Annotated in this window: 23 protein-coding genes and 1 pseudogene; 11 read left to right on the top strand and 13 right to left on the bottom strand. The window is 73.9% G+C overall.

Annotation, left to right across the window (positions count from 1 at the left end; all coding sequences use genetic code 11):
• Positions 1 to 20 precede the first annotated feature (20 nt).
• Positions 21 to 569: an Hsp20/alpha crystallin family protein gene (locus GA0070610_RS25285; RefSeq protein WP_089002354.1), complete on the top strand. Its 549-nt coding sequence runs from the start codon at positions 21 to 23 to the stop codon at positions 567 to 569.
• A gap of 8 nt (positions 570 to 577) precedes the next feature.
• Positions 578 to 1699, top strand: a complete 1122-nt coding sequence (locus GA0070610_RS25280) for a glycosyltransferase family 9 protein (RefSeq protein ID WP_089002353.1) — start codon at positions 578 to 580, stop codon at positions 1697 to 1699.
• Between the two features lie 53 nt (positions 1700 to 1752).
• Here the strand turns inward: GA0070610_RS25280 and GA0070610_RS25275 are convergent, their stop codons facing one another.
• Both GA0070610_RS25275 and rfaE2 read right to left on the bottom strand, forming a co-directional pair.
• The gene (locus tag GA0070610_RS25275) at positions 1753 to 2631 is read right to left on the bottom strand and encodes a glycosyltransferase family 2 protein (RefSeq protein WP_089002352.1); all 879 of its coding nucleotides are present in this window, start codon (positions 2629 to 2631) and stop codon (positions 1753 to 1755) included.
• Positions 2628 to 4421 carry a D-glycero-beta-D-manno-heptose 1-phosphate adenylyltransferase gene (rfaE2, locus tag GA0070610_RS25270; protein ID WP_089003730.1) on the bottom strand — a complete coding sequence of 598 codons (1794 nt, stop codon included), beginning with the start codon at positions 4419 to 4421 and terminating at the stop codon, positions 2628 to 2630. Before rfaE2 ends, GA0070610_RS25275 begins: the two co-directional genes overlap by 4 nt.
• A 143-nt stretch (positions 4422 to 4564) precedes the next feature.
• On the opposite strand from rfaE2, the gene GA0070610_RS25265 reads away from it, so the two are divergent.
• Both GA0070610_RS25265 and GA0070610_RS25260 read left to right on the top strand, forming a co-directional pair.
• Positions 4565 to 5125, top strand: a complete 561-nt coding sequence (locus tag GA0070610_RS25265; RefSeq protein ID WP_089002351.1) for a type 1 glutamine amidotransferase domain-containing protein — start codon at positions 4565 to 4567, stop codon at positions 5123 to 5125.
• Between the two features lie 108 nt (positions 5126 to 5233).
• Positions 5234 to 6901 (top strand): MDR family MFS transporter, encoded by a 1668-nt coding sequence (locus tag GA0070610_RS25260; RefSeq protein WP_089002350.1) that lies wholly within the window; start codon positions 5234 to 5236, stop codon positions 6899 to 6901.
• A 41-nt stretch (positions 6902 to 6942) separates the two neighbouring features.
• On the opposite strand, the gene GA0070610_RS25255 is transcribed toward GA0070610_RS25260, so the two are convergent.
• Complete coding sequence (locus GA0070610_RS25255; protein ID WP_089002349.1) at positions 6943 to 7434, bottom strand: NUDIX domain-containing protein; 492 nt, start codon at positions 7432 to 7434, stop codon at positions 6943 to 6945.
• A 98-nt stretch (positions 7435 to 7532) separates the two neighbouring features.
• Here GA0070610_RS25255 and GA0070610_RS25250 point away from each other — a divergent pair, with 98 nt between their 5' ends.
• The gene (locus tag GA0070610_RS25250) at positions 7533 to 9167 is read left to right on the top strand and encodes a fatty acid--CoA ligase (protein WP_172896719.1); all 1635 of its coding nucleotides are present in this window, start codon (positions 7533 to 7535) and stop codon (positions 9165 to 9167) included.
• A gap of 202 nt (positions 9168 to 9369) precedes the next feature.
• Here the strand turns inward: GA0070610_RS25250 and GA0070610_RS25245 are convergent, their stop codons facing one another.
• From GA0070610_RS25245 to ku, 8 genes and pseudogenes are all read right to left on the bottom strand, one after another.
• Positions 9370 to 10386, bottom strand: a complete 1017-nt coding sequence (locus GA0070610_RS25245) for an NADPH:quinone reductase (RefSeq protein WP_089002347.1) — start codon at positions 10384 to 10386, stop codon at positions 9370 to 9372.
• Positions 10387 to 10683: 297 nt separating this feature from the next.
• Positions 10684 to 11337 (bottom strand): HAD family hydrolase, encoded by a 654-nt coding sequence (locus GA0070610_RS25240; RefSeq protein WP_089002346.1) that lies wholly within the window; start codon positions 11335 to 11337, stop codon positions 10684 to 10686.
• Positions 11338 to 11501: 164 nt separating this feature from the next.
• Positions 11502 to 12326, bottom strand: a complete 825-nt coding sequence (locus GA0070610_RS25235; RefSeq protein ID WP_089003729.1) for an SCO6745 family protein — start codon at positions 12324 to 12326, stop codon at positions 11502 to 11504.
• A 255-nt stretch (positions 12327 to 12581) separates the two neighbouring features.
• Positions 12582 to 13269: pseudogene (locus GA0070610_RS25230) on the bottom strand (FKBP-type peptidyl-prolyl cis-trans isomerase).
• Between the two features lie 88 nt (positions 13270 to 13357).
• On the bottom strand, positions 13358 to 14002 hold the full coding sequence (locus GA0070610_RS25225; protein ID WP_089002344.1) for a DUF4241 domain-containing protein: 645 nt from the start codon (positions 14000 to 14002) through the stop codon (positions 13358 to 13360).
• Between the two features lie 82 nt (positions 14003 to 14084).
• Complete coding sequence (locus GA0070610_RS25220) at positions 14085 to 14432, bottom strand: thioredoxin family protein (RefSeq protein ID WP_089002343.1); 348 nt, start codon at positions 14430 to 14432, stop codon at positions 14085 to 14087.
• Positions 14402 to 14794 carry a MerR family transcriptional regulator gene (locus GA0070610_RS25215; protein ID WP_089002342.1) on the bottom strand — a complete coding sequence of 131 codons (393 nt, stop codon included), beginning with the start codon at positions 14792 to 14794 and terminating at the stop codon, positions 14402 to 14404. Before GA0070610_RS25215 ends, GA0070610_RS25220 begins: the two co-directional genes overlap by 31 nt.
• Before the next feature lie 126 nt (positions 14795 to 14920).
• Complete coding sequence (ku, locus tag GA0070610_RS25210; protein ID WP_089002341.1) at positions 14921 to 15937, bottom strand: non-homologous end joining protein Ku; 1017 nt, start codon at positions 15935 to 15937, stop codon at positions 14921 to 14923.
• Positions 15938 to 16023: 86 nt separating this feature from the next.
• Here ku and ligD (GA0070610_RS25205) point away from each other — a divergent pair, with 86 nt between their 5' ends.
• Both ligD (GA0070610_RS25205) and ligD (GA0070610_RS25200) read left to right on the top strand, forming a co-directional pair.
• On the top strand, positions 16024 to 16965 hold the full coding sequence (gene ligD, locus GA0070610_RS25205; protein ID WP_089003728.1) for a non-homologous end-joining DNA ligase: 942 nt from the start codon (positions 16024 to 16026) through the stop codon (positions 16963 to 16965).
• Positions 16955 to 17869, top strand: coding sequence for a non-homologous end-joining DNA ligase (gene ligD, locus GA0070610_RS25200; RefSeq protein ID WP_089002340.1), 915 nt, complete (start codon positions 16955 to 16957; stop codon positions 17867 to 17869). Before ligD (GA0070610_RS25205) ends, ligD (GA0070610_RS25200) begins: the two co-directional genes overlap by 11 nt.
• Before the next feature lie 41 nt (positions 17870 to 17910).
• Here ligD (GA0070610_RS25200) and GA0070610_RS25195 read toward each other — a convergent pair whose 3' ends face one another.
• Positions 17911 to 19071: a hypothetical protein gene (locus tag GA0070610_RS25195; RefSeq protein ID WP_157747230.1), complete on the bottom strand. Its 1161-nt coding sequence runs from the start codon at positions 19069 to 19071 to the stop codon at positions 17911 to 17913.
• Positions 19072 to 19211: 140 nt separating this feature from the next.
• Here GA0070610_RS25195 and GA0070610_RS25190 point away from each other — a divergent pair, with 140 nt between their 5' ends.
• From GA0070610_RS25190 to GA0070610_RS25180, 3 genes are all read left to right on the top strand, one after another.
• Complete coding sequence (locus GA0070610_RS25190; protein WP_331716481.1) at positions 19212 to 19976, top strand: TIGR03089 family protein; 765 nt, start codon at positions 19212 to 19214, stop codon at positions 19974 to 19976.
• Positions 19977 to 20573 carry a dihydrofolate reductase family protein gene (locus GA0070610_RS25185; RefSeq protein WP_089002338.1) on the top strand — a complete coding sequence of 199 codons (597 nt, stop codon included), beginning with the start codon at positions 19977 to 19979 and terminating at the stop codon, positions 20571 to 20573.
• A gap of 250 nt (positions 20574 to 20823) precedes the next feature.
• Positions 20824 to 21783, top strand: coding sequence for a zinc metalloprotease (locus GA0070610_RS25180; RefSeq protein WP_089002337.1), 960 nt, complete (start codon positions 20824 to 20826; stop codon positions 21781 to 21783).
• A gap of 85 nt (positions 21784 to 21868) precedes the next feature.
• Here GA0070610_RS25180 and GA0070610_RS25175 read toward each other — a convergent pair whose 3' ends face one another.
• Positions 21869 to 22354, bottom strand: coding sequence for a carboxymuconolactone decarboxylase family protein (locus GA0070610_RS25175; RefSeq protein ID WP_089002336.1), 486 nt, complete (start codon positions 22352 to 22354; stop codon positions 21869 to 21871).
• Between the two features lie 168 nt (positions 22355 to 22522).
• Here GA0070610_RS25175 and GA0070610_RS25170 point away from each other — a divergent pair, with 168 nt between their 5' ends.
• Entirely contained in the window at positions 22523 to 23437 is a 915-nt protein-coding gene (locus GA0070610_RS25170) for an RNA polymerase sigma-70 factor (protein ID WP_089002335.1), read from the top strand.
• Positions 23438 to 23482 lie beyond the last annotated feature (45 nt).

Genomic DNA, 23482 nt, shown 5'->3' with positions numbered 1-23482 from the left:
AGCAGAGCGGAAGGGCTGGCATGAGCGAGCAGAGCGGCGGTTCCGGCCGGGGTTGGCGCGGCCGGCAGCAGGGCTGGGACCCGATGGGTGAACTCCAGTCGCTGCGCTCGGAGCTGCGCCGGCTGGTCGGCGGCCGGACCGGGTCGTCGGACGTCGAGCTGACCGAGACCGCCGACGGCTGGGAGGCCGTGGTGCGGCTGCCCGGGGTGGCGCCGGAGGAGGTGGCGGTCGAGCTGGACGACCGCGAGCTCTGCGTCCGCGCCCGCTCCGAGGCCGAGGTCAACGCCGACCACGGCATCCCCGGCGGCTTCGAGACCCGGGGCTTCGAGTACCGCGTCGACCTGCCGTCCCGGGTGGACCCCGACGCCATCGACGCGGTCATGGACCACGGCCTGCTCCGGGTGCGACTGCCCCGGGCCGCCCGGCCCGCGCCGCGCTCCATCACCGTCGGCCGCACCGGACCCCGCTCCGCCGGCCCCGCCGGGGGTACGCCGAGCGTCGTCGACCCGGCCGCGGACCGGGAGATGCACCGCCCGGACATCGCGCTCGACGAGACCGACCGGCCGTAACGGGCCGCGTGGTCACCCCGGACCTGCTCGGCTCCGCCGCCGGGCGCGTGCCCGACGTCGAGCGGATCGCCGTGCTGCGCGCCAACGCGCTCGGCGACTTCATCTTCGTCCTGCCGGCGCTGGAGGCGTTGCGGGCCGCGTACCCGAAGGCGGAGATCGTGCTGCTCGGGGCGCCGTGGCACGCGAAGCTCTGGCGCGACCGGCCCGGGCCGGTGGACCGCGTGCTGGTGGTGCCGCCCGCGCCGGGGATCCGCGGCCCCGATCCGGGCGAGCCGGAGTCGGCGCCGGACGACTTCCTCGCCGCGGCCCGCCGGGAACGCTTCGACCTGGCGTTGCAGCTGCACGGCGGCGGCGCCAACTCCAACCCGTTCGTCGCCGCCCTCGGCGCGCGGGTCACCGCCGGGCTGCGCGCCGAGGACGCGCCGCCGCTGGACCGCTGGATCCGGTACGTCTACTACCAGCACGAGGTGATCCGCTACCTGGAGGTGGCCGGGCTGGTCGGCGCGGGCGCCACCACCATGGTCCCGACGCTCGCCGTGACCGACGCCGACCGGGCGGAGGCCGACGAGGTGCTCGGCCCGGCACGGCGGCCCAGGGTGGCGCTGCACCCCGGCGCCACGGACACCCGCCGGCGCTGGCCCGCCGAACGCTTCGCGCAGGTGGCCCGCGAGCTGGTCGGCGACGGGTACGAGGTGCTGGTCACCGGCACCCCCGCCGAGCAGGAGGTGGTGGACCGGGTGGTCGCGGCGGCCGGGGTGCCCCTCCGGCCGCAGGTGGGCACGCTCAGCCTCGGCGGGCTGGCCGGTTGCTACGCCGGCTGCGAGCTGGTGGTCTCCAACGACACCGGCCCGCTGCACCTGGCCGCCGCCGTGGGCACCGCGACCGTCGGCGTCTACTGGGTCGGCAACCTGATCACGGTGGCGAACCTGCTGCGCGGCCGGCACCGGCCGATCAGCTCGTGGACGGTGCTCTGCCCGGTCTGCGGGGTGGACTGCACCCCGGGCATCTACCCGCACCGCCCTGGCGACGGCGAGTGCCCCCACCGGGACTCCTTCGTGACCGACGTGCCGGTCGTCGAGGTCCTGGAGGCGGCCCGCGAACTGCTCCGTCCGGAACCCGGCGCCCCCTGAGCGCCGACGTCTGTCGGGTGCCGCCGCCGCGCGGCCGGACGCCCGCGTCGGTCTCAGGCCGGTTGGGTCGACTCCTCCTCGGCGAGGACGACCTCCCACGCCTCCACGTCGCGCTCGGTGACCGTGGTCGGCGACTCCAGGTGGTACGCGCCGCTGGGCAGGACGCCGGCGCCGCCGAAGCGCGCCAGCACGGCGAGCTGCGCGGCGACGTCCTCGCCCTGGTGCTTCTCGTGCACCCGCCGCCAGAAGTCGAACCCGCCGGAGTCGAGCAGCTTCGCGCGGTCGTAGAGCACGCAGCCGCCGATCCACGACACCTTGTACGCCCGCCAGGCCCCCGCCGGCAGGTCCAGCCGGCGGGTGACGTGCAGCAGGTTCGCGGCCGAGTGGATCGACGCCCGTTCCCATTGCGGGGTGCCCGGGCGGATCCGCTCCGGGACGGGCCGGCCGCTCCACTCCTCGTAGTGCCGGTGCGTCTCGGTCCGGACGTCGTCGGCGTACGACAGCCCGTGCACCGCGTTGCCGACGAAGCCGCAGCCCAGCTCGTCGATGGCGGTGACCAGCCGGCGCAGTGCGCCCGGCTCCAGCCAGACGTCGTCGTCGAGGCAGAGCACGTACCGGGCGGCGGAGGCGGCCAGCAGGTACGCCCGGTGCTCGGCCAGCCCGCGCCGGGGCAGCCGGCGGGTCAGCAGCACCGGATGCCCCCGGTGGCGCAGCACCCGGACCATGGTGGCCGCCGCCGGGTGCCGGTACGCGGCGTCGCCGTCGGACTGGTCGCTGACCACCACCCCGAAGCCGGGCACACCCTCCTGGGCGGCCAGCCCGGAGAGGGTGACCGCCAGTTCGGCGGGGCGGTTGCGGGTCGGGATCAGCACGTCGAGCAGCCGTCGCGCGCGGAACCCGCCGGCCGTGCCGAGGTCGAACGGGCGGTTCACGACGGCTCGGGCGTGAGGGAGGTGTCCTCGTGCGGCTCCTGGCCGTGCGCCCGGATCCGGTCGATGATCGCCGAGGTGGACCGGTCGGGAACGTACCCGAGGGTGCGGACCTGCCCGCCGAGGCGGCGCACCAGCGGCGCCTCCGGCACCATCTCCGGCGGGTAGTCGCCGCCCTTGACGTACACGTCGGGGCGGACCGTCTCGATCAGCTCCGCCGGGGAGTCCTCCTCGAAGACCACCACGTGGTCGACGCAGACCAGCGCGGCGAGCAGGGCGATGCGGTCCTCGACCGGGTTCACCGGCCGGTCCGGGCCCTTCAGCCGGCGTACGCTGCCGTCGGAGTTGACCGCCACCACCAGCAGGTCGCCGAGCGCGCGGGCCTGCTCCAGGTAGCGCACGTGGCCCCGGTGCAGCACGTCGAAGCAGCCGTTGGTGAAGACGATGGCCCGGCCCGCCCGGCGATGCTCCGCGACGATCGCCGCCAGCTCGTCGGTGCCGACCAGCGCCCGGTGGCCCGCCCGCCCGACCGGCGCGTCCAGCGCCACGAGCAGGTCCTCCCGGCGGCACACGCAGGTGCCGGTGTCCGAGACGGTGATGGTCGCGGCGAGCTGGGCCAGCTGGGCGGCGGTGGGCAGCGGCGCGTCGGCGGCCAGCGCGAGCGTCATCGCCGCCAGGTACGCGTCGCCCGCCCCGACCGCGTGGCTGGCCGGCACCGGGGTGCTGTGGCTGCGCCGGGGCTCGCCGTCCGCCCCGCCGACCACCGCGCCTTCGGTGTCCAGGGTCACCGCCACCACGTCCGCGCCGGTGTGCGCGCGCAGCTCGGCGAGGCGGGACTCGGCGAGGACGGCCCGGTCGACGCCCTCGCCGGCCGTGGCGTTCACGGTGACGCCGGTGCCGGTCACGGTCAGCCCGTCCCCGGTCATCGCCACCCGGCCCTCGCCGGCCGTCGGCTCACCGGTCGGGTTCGTCGGGCCGGGGCGGTGGGCGGCGTGGTGCGCCAGGGTGCCGCCCGGGGAGACGCCCACCGTGAGTTCGGAGGGGCCGTCGGCCGGGTCGCCGTCGGGGTGGTCCAGGTGCAGCCCGGCACCGGGCGCCGGCCGGGTTCCGGCGGCCCGGGCGAGCAGCCGGGTCGCCTCGGCGAAGCTGGGGGTCACCACCGTCGGCGCCAGGCCGCGCCAGTCCGCCAGGTCGTGGGCGTCGAGTGCCACCGTGGCGTACCGCTCCCGGTGGGTCACCAGCCAGGCGCGCACGGCGGCGGACAGCGCGCCCAGACCGTAGTCGCAGACCACCAGGGTCGGTGCCTCGCCGCCGGCGGCGCGCAGTTCCTCGGTGGCGCAGTCCAGCGCGGTGAGCAGCCGGGCCACCCCGTCGTCGTCGAGCGCGTCGTCGGCGTCGCCGGAGTCCTCCCGGAGCAGGATCTGGTTGCCCGCCAGCATGCGCCGCTTGACCGGCGTGGGCCGGCCCGGCTGGGCGACCGTACGGTCCCAGACGCCGGCGCGGTCCAGACAGTCGTGCAGTTCGTCGCCGGCCACGTCGGCGCCCACCGGCGCCACCAGCACCGCCCGACCGCCGAGCGCGGCGACGTTGACGGCGGTGTTCGCCGCCCCGCCGGCCGCGGAGATCCGCCGGCGCAGGGTGAGGACCGGGGCGGGCGCCTCCCGGCAGAGCCGGTCGGACTCGGCGAACCGCCACTCGTCGAGCATGGCGTCACCGACGACCAGGACGGGACGCCCGAGCCAGCCCTCCACCACCGCGGCGAGCCGGCGCTGTTCCGCTGCTCCTCCTGCCATGCCGTCCCGGGTCCCCCGGGGCATCCGGGCCAAACCTGCCGCCACCGGGGACGGGGCGCACACCTGCCGCCCCCCGGGACGGGGTTTCGGGCACCGGGCCCCGGGAAGGGACGGACGGTACCCCGGAGAGGAGAGACACCGACATGGCAGCGACGACACTTCAGGGCAAGCGGATCGCGTTCCTGGCCGCCGACGGCGTCGAGGAGGTCGAGTACGTCCAGCCCCGCGAGGCGGTGGAGCAGGCCGGCGCCACGGTGGAGCTGGTCTCGCTCAAGCCCGGCACGATCCAGTCCTTCAACCACCTGGACCAGTCCAAGACGTACGACGTGGACGTGAGCGTGGCCGACGCGGACGCCGGCGGCTTCGACGCGCTGGTGCTGCCCGGCGGGGTGGCGAACCCGGACTTCCTGCGGGCCGATCCGGACGCGGTGCGCTTCGTGCGGGCGTTCTTCGACGCCGGCAAGCCGGTCGCGGTGATCTGCCACGGGCCGTGGACGCTCATCGAGGCGGACGTGGTGCGGGGCCGCCGGGTCACCTCCTGGCCCAGCCTGCGCACCGACCTGACGAACGCCGGCGCGACCTGGGTCGACGAGCAGGTCGTCACGGACGGCAACCTGGTCAGTAGCCGTAAGCCGGACGACCTGCCGGCCTTCTGTGCCAGGATCGTCGAAGAGTTCGCCGAGGGCCCGCACTCGTCCCGCTGACCGGTCGTCGGTCGTGCGGTCGGTGGCCCGCAGCGGCGCCGACCCACGACCGACGAGGTGTACGCCGTTCCTCGCGCATGTCTCGGGTGGGCGGGGAAAGGAGGCGGGATGACCACGCAAGCCCCGGCACTCGGCGGGCGGCAGATCCGGCTGCTGATGTTCGGCCTGATGACCGGCATGCTGCTGGCCGCGCTCGACCAGACCATCGTCGGCACCGCGCTGCCGACCATTGTCGGCGAACTGGGCGGGATCAACCATTACTCGTGGGTGGTGACGGCGTACCTGCTCGCCTCCACGGCCTCGACGCCGCTCTACGGCAAGATGGCCGACCTGTACGGGCGACGCCCCGTCTTCCTCTTCTCCATCGGCACGTTTCTGCTCGGCTCGCTGCTGGCCGGCCTGTCGCAGGACATGACCCAGCTCATCGTCACCCGGGGGGTCCAGGGCCTCGGCGCCGGCGGCCTGATGACGCTCGCGTTCACCATCATCTCGGACGTGGTGTCGCCCCGGGAACGCGGTCGCTACCAGGGCCTGTTCGGGGCGGTCTTCGGCCTCTCCTCGGTCGCCGGTCCGCTGGTCGGCGGCTACTTCGCCGAGACCGACTGGCGGTGGATCTTCTACATCAACGTGCCGCTGGGGATCCTGGCACTCATCGTGTGCTCCCGGGTGCTGCGGCTGATCCCGTTCACCCGGCGTGACCACTCGATCGACTGGATCGGCGCGGCGCTGCTGGTCGCCGGGGTGAGCTGCCTGCTGCTCGCGCTGAGCTGGGGCGGCAACGAGTACGCGTGGGGCTCCGGCGTGATCGTCGGCCTCTTCGTCGCGGGCGCGGTGCTCGGCGTGCTCTTCGTGCTCCAGGAGGCGCGGGTGGCCGAGCCGATCCTGCCGCTGCGGCTGTTCCGCAGCGCCACGTTCGCGCTGGCCAACTCGGCCGGCTTCGTGCTCGGCCTGGTGATGTTCGGCTCGATCATCTTCATCCCGCTCTACCTCCAGATCGTGCGGGGCGCCTCGCCGACCCGCAGCGGCCTGCTGATGCTGCCGATGATGGCCGGCGTCATCGTCACCTCGGTGCTGACGGGCCGGGCGATGAGCCGCATCGGGCGCTACAAGTGGTTCCCGGTGGTCGGCGCGGCGGTGCTGGTGGTCGGCATGCTGCTGTTCACCCGGCTGGAGGTGGACACCTCGCTCTGGCTGGCCTTCGGCTACATGGTCGTGATCGGCGTCGGGCTGGGGCTCTGCATGCAGTCGCTGATCCTGGCCGTGCAGAACGCCGTGTCGATGCGGGACCTGGGCGCCGGCACCTCGTCGGCGACGTTCTTCCGGTCGCTGGGCGGCTCGTTCGGCGTCGCCATCCTCGGCGCGGTGCTGTCGTCACGGCTCACCGCGGAACTCGCCGACCGGATGCCGGGCGCGATCGCCCAACTGCCGCCGCAGCAGCAGGCCGCCGTGGCGGCGAGCGGCGGGGCGGACGTCTCGGTGAACGACCCGGCGACCATCCTGGCGCTCCCGGCACCGGTGCGCGAGGCCGTCCAGGCGGCGTTCGTCGAGTCGCTGCACCTGGTCTTCCTGACCACCGGCCTGATCGCGATCGTCGCGGTGCTGGTCACCCTGGCGCTGCCGGACGACAAGCTGCGTGGCGCGGGCCCGGACGGCGCCACGGGCGGCACGGACGGCCTGGGCGGCGAGGGACCGGCACCGGGCGGCAAGCCGCTGACCAAGGAGTCGAAGCAGGAGGCGGCCGCCGAGATGGAGGCGAAGAGCCAGACGATGCTCTGACCGGGCGGGCCGGGCCGCGCCCGAGGCCGGCCCGGTCGGCACTACTTGAGGATCAGCCGGTTGGTCTGCTCGAAGACGTCCAGGTCGGCGAGGGTCTCGGCGACGCTGGCGGAGAGCGGGGCCGGCAGCTGCGCCCGGTGGAAGAAGCCCGCGTCGATCGTCTCGTCGGTGATCCGGGCCAGTTCGCCGTCCCACTCGTCGACGCGGAACGCGGTCGTGAAGATCTGGTACGTGTGGCCGTACATGTTGGTGTGGGTGCGGTCCGGGCCCGTGTAGAGGGCGAAGGCGCTGACCCGCAGCGCGCGCAGCCCGGTCTCCTCGCGTACCTCGCGGACGGCGCAGTCGGCGATCGACTCGCCCAGCTCCATCGCACCGGCGGGCATGGCCCACTGGCCGTTGTCGGAGCGCTGGATCAGCAGGAGGCGTCCCGCGTTGTCGCGGACCACGGCGCGGGCGCCGACGAACATCAGCGTCCGGTCACCGGCGAGCGCGCGCAGTTGTCCCACGTACGAATCGGCCCAGGAGATGCTCACCCGGACAATTTACGGGGCCGGTTCGGGGTCGACCGGCATTCTAGGGTTCCCAACCTGTGACCGCCGACACTACTTTGTTACCCATGCGTAGCACGATGATGGACGCCCCCCTCCAGGTCTCCCGGATCCTCGGCCACGGCGCCACCGTGCACGGCACGGCGGAGGTGGTCACCTGGACGGGCGCCGAGCCGCGCCGGATGACGTACGCCGAGGTGGGGCGCACGGCGGCCCGGCTGGCCCACGCGCTGCGCGCGGAGTGCGGTGTCACCGGCGACGAGCGCGTCGCCACCTTCATGTGGAACAACGCGGAGCACCTGGTGGCGTACTTCGCGGTGCCCAGCATGGGCGCGGTGCTGCACACCCTCAACATCCGGCTCTTCCCGGACCAGGTCGCCTACATCGCCAACCACGCCGAGGACCGGGTGGTGCTGGTCGACTCGACGCTCATCCCGCTGCTGGCCCGGGTCATCGGCGAGATGACGACGGTGCGGCACGTGGTGGTGGTCGGCGGCGGCGACCCGGCCCCGCTCACGGCGGCGGCCGGCGACCGGATCGCCGTGCACCACTGGGACGCGCTGCTCGCCGAGCGCCCCGACGTCTTCGACTGGCCCGAGGTGGACGAGCGCGACGCCGCCGCCCTCTGCTACACCTCGGGGACCACCGGCAACCCGAAGGGCGTCGCCTACTCGCACCGCTCGATCTACCTGCACTCGCTCCAGGTCTGCATGCCGGAGGGGTTCGGCCTCGGGCCGACCGACCGCGAGCTGGCCATCGTGCCGATGTTCCACGCGATGTCCTGGGGCCTGCCGTACGCGGCCTTCCTCTCCGGGGCGTCGCTGATCATGCCGGACCGGTTCCTCCAGGCCGGGCCGATCGCGGAGATGATCGCCGCGGAGCGGCCCACCCTGGCCGGCGCGGTGCCGACGATCTGGAACGACCTGCTGGCCCACCTGGACGCCCACGACGTGGACAGCTCCTCGCTGCGGGAGGTCATCGTCGGCGGCTCGGCCTGCCCGCCGGCACTGATGCACGCGTTCGCCGACCGGCACGGCATCGACGTCATCCACGCCTGGGGGATGACCGAGATGTCCCCGCTGGGCTCGGTCTCCCGGCCGCCGGCCGGCGCGACCGGCGAGGACGCCTGGCGCTACCGCTACACGCAGGGCCGCGTGCCGGCCGGGGTCGAGGCCCGCATCGTCGGCCCGCTGGGCGAGCCGCTGCCCGCCGACGGGACGGCCGTCGGCGAGCTGGAGGTACGCGGGCCGTGGGTGACCGCCCGGTACGTCGGCGACGACGTGCCCGACGAGGAGAAGTTCCGCGACGGCTGGCTACGTACGGGAGACGTCGGCACCCTCTCGCCGGACGGCTACATCACGCTCACGGACCGGGCGAAGGACGTCATCAAGTCCGGCGGCGAGTGGATCTCCTCCGTCGAGCTGGAGAACGCCCTGATGGCCCACCCGGCCGTGCTCGAGGCCTGCGTGGTGGGGGTGCCCGACGAGCGCTGGGGTGAGCGGCCGCTTGCCACGGTGGTGCTCCGCGAGGGGGCGTCGGCGACGGCCGAGGAGCTGCGGGAGTTCCTGGCCGGGTCGGTGGCCCGCTGGCAGCTGCCGGAGCGCTGGGCCGTCATCGACGCGGTGCCGAAGACCAGCGTCGGCAAGTTCGACAAGAAGGTCGTCCGTTCCCGGTACGCCGGGGGCGAACTGAGTGTCCGGGAGCTGACCGCCCCGTAACGTTCTCAGGCGCACCGTCGCCTGTTGGGGTAGGGACCACTCCTGAAATCCCTCCCCAGGGGCGGCCCCGGCGTTCGCACCGCGCCGGGGCCGCCCGCTCCATGCGGGTGACCCGCACCGTCATTGTTGCGAAACTTGTTCGCCTCTGTGCCCACTATGGGGAAATTTGCCCACCTCAGAAGGCTTTCCGTGAGGCTGGGCGTCACCCGCTCTCGCTGGTCGTGATCAGCACCTTGCCGACCACCGCGTTCTCCACCGCCTGGTGGGCCGCGCCGGCCGCCGAGAGCGGATGGTGGTGCAGCGGCAGGCCGGCGTCCTCGCCCACCCGGACCCCGCCCTGGGCAGCCGCGGCAGCCACGTCCACCACCGCCTGGGCCTTGGCCGCCTTCGGCTCGGTGTAGACGAGCACGAACTGGAACCGCGCGTTCGGGGCCATCAACGGCCGGATCGGCAGGGTCACCTCGTCCCCACCGTCGTCGGCGTAGACGCAGACCGCGCCACCGCGGCGGAGCAGCTTTACGTCGACGGCGGCGTTGCGTGCCGGCGAGACCTCGACGATCGTGTGCACCCCGTCGGGCGCGATCTTGCGGACCTCCTCCACCACGTCCTGCCGCCGGTAGTCGATCACGAAGGACGCCCCGGCCGCCGCCGCCAACTGCGCCTTCTCCGGGCTCCTGACCGTGGCGACCACGCAGGCGTCCGCCCACCGGGCGAGCTGGATGGCCGCGTTGCCCACCGCGCCCGCCCCGCCCTGCACGAGCACCGTGTGGTCGCTGAGCGCGCCCGCGTGCAACCGGTCCGGCGTGTACTCGCCGGCCGTCAGGCAGCGGTGCGCGGTGAGGAAGGGGATGCCCAGGCAGGCCCCCAGGTCGAAGGAGGCGTCGCCGAGGGGCACCGCCTGCCGCACCGGCACCACCGTGTACTCGGCCGCGGTGCCCCAGGGCCGCTGCCACGCGGCCTCCCACAGCCAGACCCGCTCGCCGATCAGGTCCCGGTCGACACCCTCCCCGACCGCCTCGATCACCCCCGCGCCGTCCTGCCCGGGTGTCTGCCAGCCGTCGGGCAGCGGCCCCTGCCGGCGCGCCTTCCAGTCGGTCGGGTTCACCCCCGACACGGCCACCCGCACCAGGACCTCGCCGGGGCCGGGCTCCGGCACCGGCCGGTCGAGAAGTTGCAGCACCGAGGCGTCGCCGGTGCGCTCGTACACGATCGCCTTCATCCCCGTCTCCTCACCCGGCGGCCCCCGGCGGGGCGCCGTCGGCTGCGGTACCCGGCGGATCCCCGCTCATGCCGATCCCGCCCCCCCACAACCCGGACAACCCGGGCGCCACCGCCCGGACGCGCAACCTGCCGGGCGGTGCGAGCACCCCGCCCTGCGGTGGTGCGGGCGCTGCGAGCACCGGTGATCAGGACGCGATGGACGTTACCGGGCGGGTTTAGGGTCCAGGGCGTCCTGATCACCGGGTTGGCGCTGGCGCTGGCGCTTGGCGCGTCGTGGTGTGTGCTGGTGGGCCGCCTAGCCGAGGCGGTCGATGGCCTGTGGGGTCAGGTCGCCGATGGCGTCCAGCACCACGGCCGCTAGCCGTTCGGCGTCCGGGTCCAGCGGGTACGTCCCGTGCGGCACCGCCACCACGGTCATCCGGGCGGCGGCAGCCGACCGGACGCCGTTGGACGAGTCCTCCACGGCCACGCAGCGGGCCGGGTCGACGCCCAGCCGCTCGGCGACCGCCAGGTAGACGTCGGGCGCAGGCTTGCCCCGTTCGGTCTCCTCGGTCGACAGCGTGGCGCCGAACACCCCGGTCAGGCCCGTCGCGGCCAGCGCCGCCGCGATCAGCCGCGTCGGCGACGAGCTGGCCAGCCCCAGCGGCCACCGTTCGGCCAGCCGGCGTACGATCTCGTCGGCCCCGTCGATCAGCGGTACGCGCTGCGCGTAGCGCCGGGTCATCTCCTCGACGACCTCGGTGGCGACCTGCTCGGGGCTACGGTCGACGCCCAGCTCACCGCTGAGGTAGCGCGCCCACTCGCCGGTGCTCATGCCCATCAGCCGGCGCTGCGTGTCGGGCTGCCAGGTGCCGCCGTGCGCCGCGACGTACGCCCGCCGGACCTCCTCCCACACCGGCTCGGAGTCCACGATCACGCCGTCCAGGTCGAAGATCACCGCATCCGCCACGAACCCATCCTGCCCCACCGGCGGCCAGCGGGCAGGCGGCGGCGGTCAGCGGGCGGCAGGGCGGCGAGCCGGCGAGCATGCGGGCGGCAGGGCGGCAGGGCGGCGAGCAGGGGCGGGCAGCGCGCAGGCGAGTGGGCAGCGGCGGGCAGCGGTCCGGCGGGCGGTCAGGTCCGCAGGGCGGGCAGGCCGATCGGGTTGCCCTCGGGGATGACGGTGTGCGCGGCGCGCGCGATCGGTTCGAGCAGTTGGCGCAGCCGACCCGTACGTTCCGGGCCCAGCGTCCGCCACGGGCGGGCGGCGGCGGCGTCGGTGGCGTCCTCGATCGCCTGGAACCGGGCCCGGCCCTGCTCGGTCGGCTCCCCGTCGGGGGTCAGCCAGCCCCGCTCGGCCAGCCGGGCGCGGGCGGCGGCCCACTGCTCCTCCGACCAGCCGCGCCCGAGCAGGTTCAGCGGCGAGATGTCGACCGCGACCCGCCAGGCCAGCGTCTCCACCGGGTCGAGGTCGGCCGCGACCAACGCGGCGATGTGCCCGTCGCCGCGCTGCTCGCGCAGCGTGGTGGCGGCCTGCCAGAGCCGGGCCAGCGGGTACTCGCCGCGCGGTAGGGCGGCGTTGGCGGCGCCCAGCACCCGGCCGGCCGGCTCCGCCTCGGCGGCGGCGGCCTCCAGCAGCTCGGCCGCCTCGACCAGGTGCGACTCCGGCAGCTCGTAGGTCAGCTCGGCCAGCGCCTGCACCGCGCCCGTGAGCCGCGCCCGCAGCGCCTCCTCCGGCGTGGCCAGCCGCCAGACGGCCGGCAGCGCCCGCGCCACGGTGTGCGGGGCGAAGTTGAAGAACGCCGCCGTGACCGGCGCGGCCTCGGCGGGCCCCAGCGGCGCGGCCCGGCCGGCGAAGTAGCCGCGCCAGAAGCCCCGCAGGCCGACCGCTTCGAAGGCGGCCCGGGCGCGGGGGTGGAAGTAGGTGATCGCGTGGACGGGCTCGTAGTGCGTCCACATCACCCGGGCGGCCCGCCCCGCTTCGTCCAGCGCCGTCACGTGCACCTCCGCGTCCGGTCCGGTCGTCACCCCGGACGGCCGACCGCCCGGGGTGACGCTGAACCTACTGCGAGTGGGTGAGGGGCCGGAAGCCCCATGTGGGCTACTGCATCAACAACGGGCGACATCCCGGGCGAACCGGGCCGCCACCGCGGGGCAACGGACCGGTCACGGGCGGGCCGGGACGAACGGGCCGGTCACCGGCGGACCGACGGCTCACTGCGCCGCGAGCACGTCCACCACGAAGCGCAGCGGGCCGGCCGGACGGCCGCCGGAAGGGTTCGTGCCGTACGCCAGCTCGGCCGGGATGTCGAGCTGGACGCGGCTGCCGACGGTCACCCCGACGAGGCCCTGGTCCCAGCCTGGGATGACCTGGCCGACGCCGATGGCGAGGGACGCCGGCTGCCCGCCGTTCCACGACGAGTCGAACTCCTTGCCGTCCTTGTAGAAGACGCCGACGTAGTTCGTGGTGATCGTCTGGCCCTTCTGCACGGCCGGGCCCTTGCCCTTGATCAGCGGGGTCACGGTGAGCTTCTTCAGCTCGCCCTTGCCGGCGGCGACGGTCGGCTTGCTGCCCAGGGCCGGGTCGGCCCCCTCCGGCAGCTGCGGGGCGGGGGGCGTGTCGGCGGCGGGGGCGCTGGCGGACGGGCCCGCCGAGGGGGCGCCGGCCGTCTGGTCCTTGTCGCCGTCGCTGTTGCGCCCGATCGTCACGAAGACGGTGATCAGCACCGCGACGACGGCGACCCCGGCGAGCCCGCCGGCCCAGGCCTGCCGGCGGCGCTTCGCCTCGGCCGCCTTCTGGGCGGCCAACTGGGCGGCCAGCCGCCGCTCCGACTTCTGGGACCGGTTCTGCGTACGCTCGCTCACGGCGTCGACTCCCTGCTGCGAAGGTGGTGGCCGGCATCGGAGTGCCGGGGGGAAAGCCGACGCACACGGTACCCGCCCGGCCGCCCACCGCGCCCCCTCGACGGTGGCCGCTCCCACCGCACAGGTCACGCCGGCCCCGGCACCACCATGAAGTCGGTCACGAACGAGGTGACCCGGCCGTCCGCCGTACGCCCGATCCAGGTGCCGTAGCAGCCGTCGCCCCAGCCGGACCAGACCGTCACCACGTTGGCCCCGGTCGTCTCGTCGAGCACCGCGGCGACGTGCCCCGGCACCGGCCCGCCCGCCGGCTCGTCCGCGACGAAGACGTCCGTCACCGCGTCCTCGTCCCACGTTTCCAGGGCGGCCAGCGCGGTGGGGTCGGCCAGGGTGCCGATGCCGGTGTCCACCCCGTAGCCGAACCAGCCGTCGGACTTGAGGTCCGCGACGTCCTGGTCGCCGACCAGCGCCATCTCCCAGCGGGCCGCCGGCTCGTCGTGGATCACCAGTTCGAGGGCGGCCACCCGCCGGTCCGCCTCGGTGTCCTCGCCCCGAACCACGGCGACCCACGCCCGCGCCGGGTAGCGGCCGGGGGCCACCTCGACCGTGAACGGTTCGTCCTCGGGGCAGGCCACCGGATCGCAGCCGACCACCCGCCCCGTCGGCAGCACGACGTCGCCCACCGGGTGCACCTCCATGACGTACGTGGCGTGCTCGTCGGCGAAGCGGGCGCCGGGCGTCAGCAGCCGGTCCAGCTCGGGGGTGTACGGCATGGGGTTCCTCTCGCGGCGGGGGCCGGCGGAGCGTACCCGCGGTGGCCGGTGGCGGGCGAGACCGCCCACACCGGCCGGTGGCTCAGCCGTCCAGATGCCGTGCCAGGGACTGGCGCAGGTGGTGCTTGGGGCGGGACCCGACGATCGAGCCGACCACCGTGCCGTGGCGGAATACCAGGAGGGTGGGCAGGGACATCACCGAGTACGCGCGGGTGGCCGCCGGGTTGGCGTCGGTGTCGATCGTGGCGACGACCATCCGCCCGGCGAACTCCTCGGCGAGTTCGGCGAGGCTGCGGGAGACGGCCCGGCACGGCGGGCACCAGTCGGCCCAGAAGTCGACCACGACCGGGCAGTCGGCGGCGAGCACCACGGTGGCGAAGGTGTCGTCGGTGACGACGGTCAGCGAGCCGTCCGACGCAGTCTCGAGCATGTTTCCTCCCGGTGGGTGATGGCGTGGGCGAGCTGGTCGCGCAGCTCCCGGCGGACCGCGTGCAGCCGGTCGATGCCGGCGTCGACCTCGGCCAGCTTGCGTCGCAGCACGGCCACCGAGTCCGGGCAGACGTGACCGGAGGCGTTGCCGGCCCGCAGGCAGGCGACGAACGGGCGGATGTCGTCCAGGCCGAAGCCCACCGCCAGCAGGGCCCGGATCTCGCGTACGACGGGCAGCTCCGCCTCGTCGTAGACCCGGTAGCCGTTGGCGGAGCGGGCCGCCCGGACCAGGCCGTGGGTCTCGTAGTAGCGCAGGGCCCGGGTGCTCGTGCCGGCGCGTTCCGCCAGTTCACCGATCAGCATCCGACCTCCCTCGTCCGACCCGACCGACGCTAGACCTTGCCACCGGCGTCAAGGCAAACGTCGGACCGCGCGGTGCCTTCGGCGTACGCCACGCCTCCGACGTGCGGGGGACGCGAACCACCGGGGTCAGGCGGTCTTGCGGGCGGCCTTCTTCGGCGCGGCCTTCTTCGGCGCGGCCTTCTTCGCCGCCGGCTTCTTCTCGCCCTCGGCGGCCTTCTTGGCGGCGGCCTTCTTCGGCGCGGCCTTCTTCTCGGCGGTCTTCTTGGCCGGGGCCTTCGCCGCCTTCTTCTCGGCGGCCTTCTTCTGCGCCGAGCGGGCGGCCGAGATCGGGGTCGGCTCCCCGCCGCCGCCGGCCGGCGCCTCGCCCCGGGCGGACCGGGCGCGCTCCACGGACGCCTTCAGCGCCGCCATCAGGTCCACCGCTGCGGCCGGCGCCTCCTCGACCTCCTCCGGCTGGACGACCTCGCGGCCCTCCACCTTGGCGTCGATGACCTCCTGCAATGCCGCCCGGTAGTCGTCGGTGAACGCGTCCGGCTCGAACTCGCCGGCCATCGAGTCGATCAGCGAGCTGGCCATCGCCAGCTCCGGCGGGCGGACCTTCAGGTCCTCGTCGAGGAAGCCGAAGTCGGGTTTGCGGATCTCGTCCGGCCAGAGCATGGTGTTGAGCAGCAGCACGCCCTCGCGGACCCGCAGCGTGGCGAGCTGCTCCCGCTGGCGCAGCGCCACCTTGACGATCGCCACCCGTTCCGAGTCGGCGAGCGCGTCGCGCAGCAGCACGTACGGCTTGGTGGCGGTGCCCTCCGGCTCCAGGAAGTACGCCTTGTTGTAGAGGATCGGGTCGACCTGCTCGGCGGGGACGAACTCCAGCACGTCGATCGCGCGCGAGCTGGACAGCGGCAGCTCGGCGAAGTCCTCGTCGGTGAGGATCACCATCTCGCCGCCGCCGATGTCGTAGCCCTTGGCGATGTCGTCGTAGGTGACCTCCTCGCCGCAGACCTGGCAGGTGCGCTTGTAGCGGATGCGGCCGCCGTCCTCCCGGTGCACCTGGTGGAAGCGGATGTCCTTCTCCTCGGTGGCCGAGTAGAGCTTGACCCCGATCGAGACGAGGCCGAACGAGACGGCTCCCTTCCAGATGGCCCGCATCCCCGTGCTCCTCTCGCCGGTACAGCCCAGGATCGCAAATGATCGAAGGCCACGCGAGCGCTTCGGTGCGCAAGTACAGTCGGGACGTGCCCGGCGCGCCGCTCAAGCCGATGCTCGCGATGACCGGGCAGCTCCCGGCGGGTGCCGGCTGGGCCTACGAGTTCAAGTGGGACGGCGTCCGCGCGCTGGCTGACATCTCCGGTGGCCGGCAGCACCTGTACGCCCGCAGCGGCGTGGAGATCACCGTCGCTTACCCGGAGCTGGCCGCCCTGCCCGAGCAGGTGGGCGACGCGCTGCTCGACGGCGAGGTGGTGCTGCTCGGCGAGACCGGCCAGCCCTCGTTCACGGCCCTGGCGGAGCGGATGCACGTGCGCGACCGCAACAAGGCCGCCCGGCTGGCGGCGGTCGCCCCGGTGACGTACATGATCTTCGACCTGCTCCGGCTCGACGGCGAGGACCTGACCGGCTGGTCGTACGCCCGCCGGCGGGAGGCCCTGGACGGCCTGGCGCTCGGCGGCGCCCGATGGGCGGTGTCGCCGCTCTTCGGCGACGGCCCGGCCACCTACGAGGCGGCCGGCGAGCACGGCCTGGAGGGGGTGATGGCCAAGCGGGTCGAGTCGGTCTACCGGCCGGGCGTGCGCTCCCCGGACTGGATGAAGGTCAAGCTGGAGGTCACCGGCGACTTCGTGGTCGGCGGCTGGCGGCCCGGTGCGCGCCGGATCGGCGGCCTGCTGGTCGGGGTGCCGGGCCCCGACGGCCGGCTCACCTACCGGGGGCGCGTGGGTGGCGGCATCGGCGCGGCCATCGAGCGGGAGCTGCTGCGCGAGCTGGAGCCGCTGCGCAGCGGCGCGTCGCCGTTCGCCGGGGACGTGCCGCGCGAGGATGCCCGGGGCGCGATCTGGGTAACACCACGGGTCGTGGTGGAGGTGAAGTACGGCCAGCGCACCCCGGACGGGCGACTGCGGTTCCCCCGGGTGCTCCGGCTGCGGCCGGACAAACCCGCCGAGGAGGTCGACGATGCCGGCTGAGCGGTTCCGGGTGGACGTCGAGGGGCGCGCGCTGGAGCTGTCCAACCTGGACAAGGTGCTCTATCCCGACGCCGGCTTCACCAAGGGCGAGGTGATCGACTACTACACCCGTATCGCCCCGGTGCTCCTGCCGCACCTCGCCGACCGGGCGCTCACCCGCATCCGCTTCCCCAACGGCGTCACGGGCGGCTCGTTCTTCGAGAAGAACGCCCCGGCCGCCACCCCCGGCTGGGTACGCACCGAGACGCTGCCCGCGCCCGGGTCCAGCAAGGGCCGGGACACCATCGACTACGTGGTCGCCGACGACCTGCCCACCCTGGTCTGGCTGGCGAACCTCGCCGCGCTGGAACTGCACACACCCCAGTGGAAGGTCGGCGAGCATCCCGACATGATGGTCGTCGACCTCGATCCCGGGCCGCCGGCGGCGCTGCGCCAGTGCTGCCAGGTGGCGCTGCTGATGCGCGACCGGCTCGCCGACGACGGCATCGACAGCTATCCGAAGACGTCCGGGAAGAAGGGCATGCAGCTGTGCTGCCCGGTCGCCGGCACCCAGGACGCCGAGGACGTCTCGGCCTACGCCAAACGGATCGCGCAGGAGCTGGAGCGGGCGCACCCGAAGCTCGTCGTGTCGAAGATGGCGAAGAACCTGCGGCTGGGCAAGGTCTTCATCGACTGGAGCCAGAACAACGCGGCCAAGACGACCGTGTCGCCGTACTCGCTGCGGGCGCAGTCCGTGCCGTCCGTCTCCACCCCGCTGACCTGGGACGAGGTCGAGGCGGGCGCGGCGGGGAAGCGGCCGGCGACGAAGCCGTACACGGCGGGCGAGGTGCTCAAGCGGGTGGAGAAGCAGGGCGACCTGCTGGCCCCGCTGCTCGACGGCGGCCCCGAACTGCCCGCCCCCTGACAGCACCCGGCCGGCGGGAGCGGGCCGGCCGGGCAGCGGCGTCAGGCGGCCGGCCAGGTGGTGTACGAGATCCGCGCGTTCAGGTTGGCCGGCACGCCCAGCCAGGCGTAGCAGTTGACCGAGACCAGGGTGTCGGCCCCGGACGGGGACCAGCCGGCCAGTACGCAGTAGCCGCGCGGCGGACGCCCCAGACTGGTCGCGAAGGAGTTCACGAAGGCGGTGCCGTAGCCGGTCCCGGTGCCGGCGAAACGCGCCTGGTAGCGGCCGGTGCCGAGCACCGTGCCCGCCGCGCCGCCGAAGCCCGGGATCGTCGAGTTGTAGCTCTCCCCGCCGATCCAGGTGTCGCGTACGTCCTCGCCGTAGAACACGCCGCTGGCGAAGCGCGGCCCGAACGCCCGGCCCAGCAGGTCCACCCGGGAGCCGTAGGTGACCACGAAGCGGGCGTCCACGGGGTTGCCGGCGGCGTTCGCGCAGTGCACCACCCACACGTCCGGCGGATCGAGCTGGCAGTGCACGGCGGTGCCGCCCAGCGCGGTCACGTGCGCCATCGGGAAGGTCGCCCCGCCCTCGCTGGGCGGGTTCGGATTCATCAGGAAGCGGTACCGGCCCTTGTCGAGGCGCTCGTAGGAGATCGTGCCGCCGGTCGAGTCGTAGCGGTAGGCGGCGGGCAGGGTGCGTACGCCGGTCGGCTGCGCCTGGTCGGTGACGAACCACGCCAGCCGGCCCTGGCCGACCTGCCGGACGTTGGTGAAGGTGGCCACGAAGCGGCTGTCCACGGGGCTGCCGGTCGCGGCGAAGCAGCGCACCTGGATCAGCAGGTCGGGGGCACCGATCGGGCTGCGGTACCAGCTCACCACCGTGCAGAAGACCGGCCCGCCGCCGTACGCCACCGCGTGCGTCACCCCGCCGCTGGTCGCCGCCCCCTCCAGCACCACCGTGTACGCCCCGGTGCCGGTGCGCCGCACGACGACGTCGCCGTCGCCGGAGTGGGCGCTGTAGCCGCCGGTGATGCGGTACTCGGCCGTGGTCGGGGAGTGCGCCCACACCGTGGCGGTCACCGTGGGGTTGGGATCCGGCAGCCGGTCCGCCGCGGCGGGCGCCGGCCGGGCCAGGGCCGCCCCGGCGAGCAGCACGACCAGCGCCACCGCGCCCCGCAGCGTCCTGCCTCGACGGGCCCGGGGCACTCGTTCGTCCGTCTGCATGTGCAGCCTCCCTGGGCCTCGGCGGACCGTCCGCGCCACGAGTGTGGCAACGCCGGTCAATGCCCGGGACCGGCGCGGCGATGCCGTTCCGGCCCGTCGACGGTTGAGTAGGCTGGCCGCAGCCTGCCGAGGAGTGCGCCATGAACATGACCGATGCCCTCGTCCGGGAGCCGCTGGCCGAGGGCCGGGCGACCAAGCTGGACCTGCCGCTGCTCACCTACCTCGACGACGCGACCGGTGAGCGGGTCGACCTGACCGCCACGGAACTGGGCGGCTGGGCGGCGCGGGCCGCCGGGCTGCTGCGCGAGGGCTGCGAGCTGGGCGTCGGCGACCGGGCGGCCGTACTGCTCCCGGCGCACTGGCAGAGCGCCGCCGTGCTGCTGGGCGCCTGGTCGGCCGGGGTGGCGGTGTCCTTCCGGCCCCGGGCGACCGCCGGCCTGCCGCCGGTCGAGCCGGGCGCCGACGAGCCGTACGACGCCGTCTTCGTCAGCGCCGAGCGGCTCGACGACTGGCTGGAGGACGTGCCCGAGGCGCGGCACCGCTTCGTCCTCTCCCTCGGCGTCACCCCGCGCGCCCCCGCTTCCGAGGAATACCGGGACTGGCTCGCGGAGGTGGGCCGGCACACCGACGCGCTGCCCGCGTCCGCCCCGCTGACCAGCGCCCACGCGGCCAGCCCCGACGGCACGAGCTACCGCCAGTGGGGCAGCGTCGCGCTGGCCGTCGCCGAGCGGCTCGACCTGCGGGCAGGCGACCGGCTGCTGGTCGACGTCGCCGAGCACGAGCAGCCCGTGTACTGGCTGCTGGCCCCGCTGGCCGTCGGCGCGTCGGTGGTGCTCTGCGCCAACCTCGACCCGGCCCGGCTCGACGCCCGGATCGCCGCCGAGCAGATCACCCGGGTGTTGTAGATGGGCGGGGTCTACACCGAGGCGAGCATGTCGCTGGACGGCTACATCGCCGGCCCGGGCGAGACCGGCTTCGACCGGCTCTTCCAGTGGTACGGCAACGGCGACGTCGCCACCGCGACCGCCAAGCCGGAGATGACGTTCCGCACCTCGCAGGCGAGCGCCGGGCACCTGCGGCACACCCTGGACGACACCGGCGCCCTGGTCGTCGGCCGGCGGCTGTTCGACCTCGTCGGCGGCTGGGACGGCCGGCACCCCATGGACAAGCCGGTCGTGGTCGTCACCCACCACGTGCCGGACGGCTGGCCCCGGCCGGGCGCGCCGTTCACCTTCGTCACCGAGGGCGTCGAGGCTGCCGTCGGGCGGGCCCGCGAGCTGGCCGGCGGGCGCTGGGTCGCGGTCAACGGCGGCAGCATCGCCCGCCAGTGCCTGGCGGCCGGGCTGCTCGACGAGATCCGGGTCAACCTGGTGCCGGTGCTCCTCGGCGACGGCGTACCGTTCTTCGACCACGTCCGCGACGCCCCCGTCGAGCTGTCCGACCCGACGGTCGTCGCGGGCGACCGGGTCACCCACCTCTACTACCGGGTCCGCCGACCGTAGCCGTCCGAAAGGACGAAACGAGCCTCGCCGGTACGTCCCGAAGAGGCGCGGCGCGGCCCGCGGAACGCCCCGCGCGCCTTCGATCAGCGCTCCCCGGCCCCCTGGCGTTACAGGGAAGAAAGGCCCTTTCCGCAGGTCTGTTGCATGCGCGATCGGCGTGGTCTCATACCGGGAAGACGACGCCATCGACCTGGTCGTGGCAACCCCGCGTCGACTCCGCACCGCCCTCATCCTCCTGAAAGGTGCACCGATGCACAGGAGACCGATCTTCCGACTTGCGGTCCTCACCGCCACCGCCGCGACGCTCCTGGCGTCCGGTGGCGCCTACGGCGCGGTATCGGCGGCGCCCGTGCCCGTCTCCCCGGGTGGCGCCGAGTGCGAGCCGGACGCCCACGGGCACGGCGCGGCCCGCCTCGCCGAGGGCGCCACCGCCCAGGAGCCGGAGCTGTACTCCAAGAACGAGGCGAACGCCTACGGCGTCATCAAGGACGCCCCGCGCCTGGCCAACGGCAGCGTCACGGTGCCGACGGTCTTCCACATGATCTCCGACCACCCGCTCACCGCTGCCGAGACGACCAGGTGGAACACCCTGATCGCGGCGCAGATGAAGGTGCTCAACGACTCGTTCGCGGGCCGCACCGCCGCCAACGCCTCCGACACGCCGTTCCGGTTCGACCTCGTCGACACGACGTGGACGGTGAACAGCGCCTGGTACACCGTCGTGCCGGGCAAGAACGAGCGCGACATGAAGAAGGCGCTGCACACCGGCGACTCCGAGACCCTCAACGTGTACGCGGCCAACATCGGCGGTGGCCTGCTCGGCTGGGCGTACTTCCCGAAGGGCTACAACAACGGCCGTGACTTCATCGACGGCGTGGTGATGCTCGACGAGTCGATGCCGGGCGGCACAGCCGGCAAGTACGCCCTCGGTGACACGCTGACGCACGAGGTCGGGCACTGGCTGATGCTGGAGCACACCTTCGCGCACGGCTGCTCGGCTTCCGGCGACTTCGTCGCGGACACCCCGCGCGAGGCGACGCCGCAGTTCAACTGCCCGGTCGGCGCGGACACCTGCACCGCACCCGGGCTGGACCCGATCCACAACTTCATGGACTACACGCAGGACTCCTGCATGAACATGTTCACGCCGGGCCAGGCGGACCGGATGAGCGACGCCTGGGTCGCGTTCCGGGCCGGCGGCGCCGGCTGACGCAGTGCGCGGGTGGCGGCCGGTCGTCGACCGGCCGCCACCGTCGGCCCGGACCGGCTGATCCCGGGCCGGGCCGGATCTCGATTCAGTCGAACGCGGCGGCGAACATGCCCGGCTGGTAGGAACCGCCCCGCTGATGCACGATCACGGCGAGGCGATTGGCCGCGTTGATCAGGGCGACCAGCGCGACCAGCGCGGCGACCTGGTCGTCGTCGTAGTGCTTGCGTACCTCGGCCCAGGTCTCGTCGGACACGCCCTGGTAGGCGTCGGCGAGCCGGGTGCCCTCCTCGGCGAGCGCCAGCGCGGCCTGCTCGGCCTCGGTGAAGACGGTGGACTCGCGCCAGGCGGCGACCAGGTTGAGCCGGACCGCGCTCTCGCCGGCCGCCGCGGCCTCCTTGGTGTGCATGTCGATGCACCAGCCGCAGCCGTTGATCTGGCTGGCCCGCAGCGACACCAGCTCCTGCGTGGCCTTGGGCAGCGGCGACTGCTGGATCACCAGGCCGGCGTTCGCGAACCGCTTGGCGAACTTCCCGGCGACCTCGTTGTCGAACAAGTTGAATCGGGCGTCCATGCTTCCGTCCTTCACTCCTGGGGTTCGGTTGGACGGACACGAGATGCCGGCGTGCAGCGCCGCGTGACGGCGCGGCCGGGGTGACGACTGCCACAGCCGGAGGTGTCACAGAACGGCCCGGTCCGGCATCTGATGGGTGACGCAGTCGCGAGGGAACAGGAGGCACCCATGGTGGGTACGCCGCAGACCGCTGCCGACGATCGCCCGGACCCGGCCACCGAGGCGTTCCTCGCCCACCGCAACCTGCTCTTCACCGTCGCGTACGAGATGCTCGGCTCGGCCGCCGACGCGGAGGACGTCCTCCAGGAGACCTGGCTGCGGTGGGCGGGCGTCGACCTGGGCACGGTCCGGGACCAGCGCGCCTACCTGGTCCGCGTCACCACCCGTCAGGCACTCGGCCGACTGCGTACGCTCAGCCGCCGCAGGGAGTCCTACGTCGGCCCCTGGCTGCCCGAGCCGCTGCTCACCGCTCCGGACGTCGCCGAGGACGTCGCGCTGGCCGACAGCGTCTCGATGGCGATGCTGCTGGTGCTGGAGACGCTGGCACCGACCGAACGGGCGGTGTTCGTGCTGCGCGAGGTGTTCGACCTCGGGTACGACGAGATCGCCGAAGCCGTCGACAAGAACCCCGCCGCTGTCCGGCAGATCGCCCACCGGGCACGGGCACACGTCGCGGCGCGCCGGCCCCGCCGCGTCGTCTCCGCGGCCGAGACCCGGTACGCGCTCGACGCGTTCCAGCGGGCGGTCGAGACCGGCGACCTGCAGAGCCTGCTCGACATCCTCGCGCCGGACGTGGTCCTGCTCGGCGACGGTGGCGGCATCAAGCAGGCAGTCCTGCGGCCCATCCTCGGAGCCGACAAGGTGGCCCGCCTGCTGGCCGGCGGATGGGGCAAGGTCGCGGGCACCACGTCGTGGCGGCCGGCACAGGTCAACGGCCACCCGGCGCTGATCCTCCACCTCAAGGGCGAGATGGACACGGTCCTGGCCGTGCGCGTCGACGGCGGCCTCATCACCGGGATCTACGCCGTACGCAATCCCGAGAAGCTGTCCCACATGGAACGGGAGACCGTCCTGAGCCGGTGAGCCGGAATTCCCGTCCACATGGACGCGATTCGTTCCCCGTCCAGC

Origin of the sequence: Micromonospora echinofusca (assembly GCF_900091445.1) — a bacterium.
Taxonomy (GTDB): domain Bacteria; phylum Actinomycetota; class Actinomycetes; order Mycobacteriales; family Micromonosporaceae; genus Micromonospora; species Micromonospora echinofusca.
The sequence above is the reverse complement of the archived record's forward strand: the minus strand, read 5'-3'. Positions and strand labels throughout refer to the sequence as shown.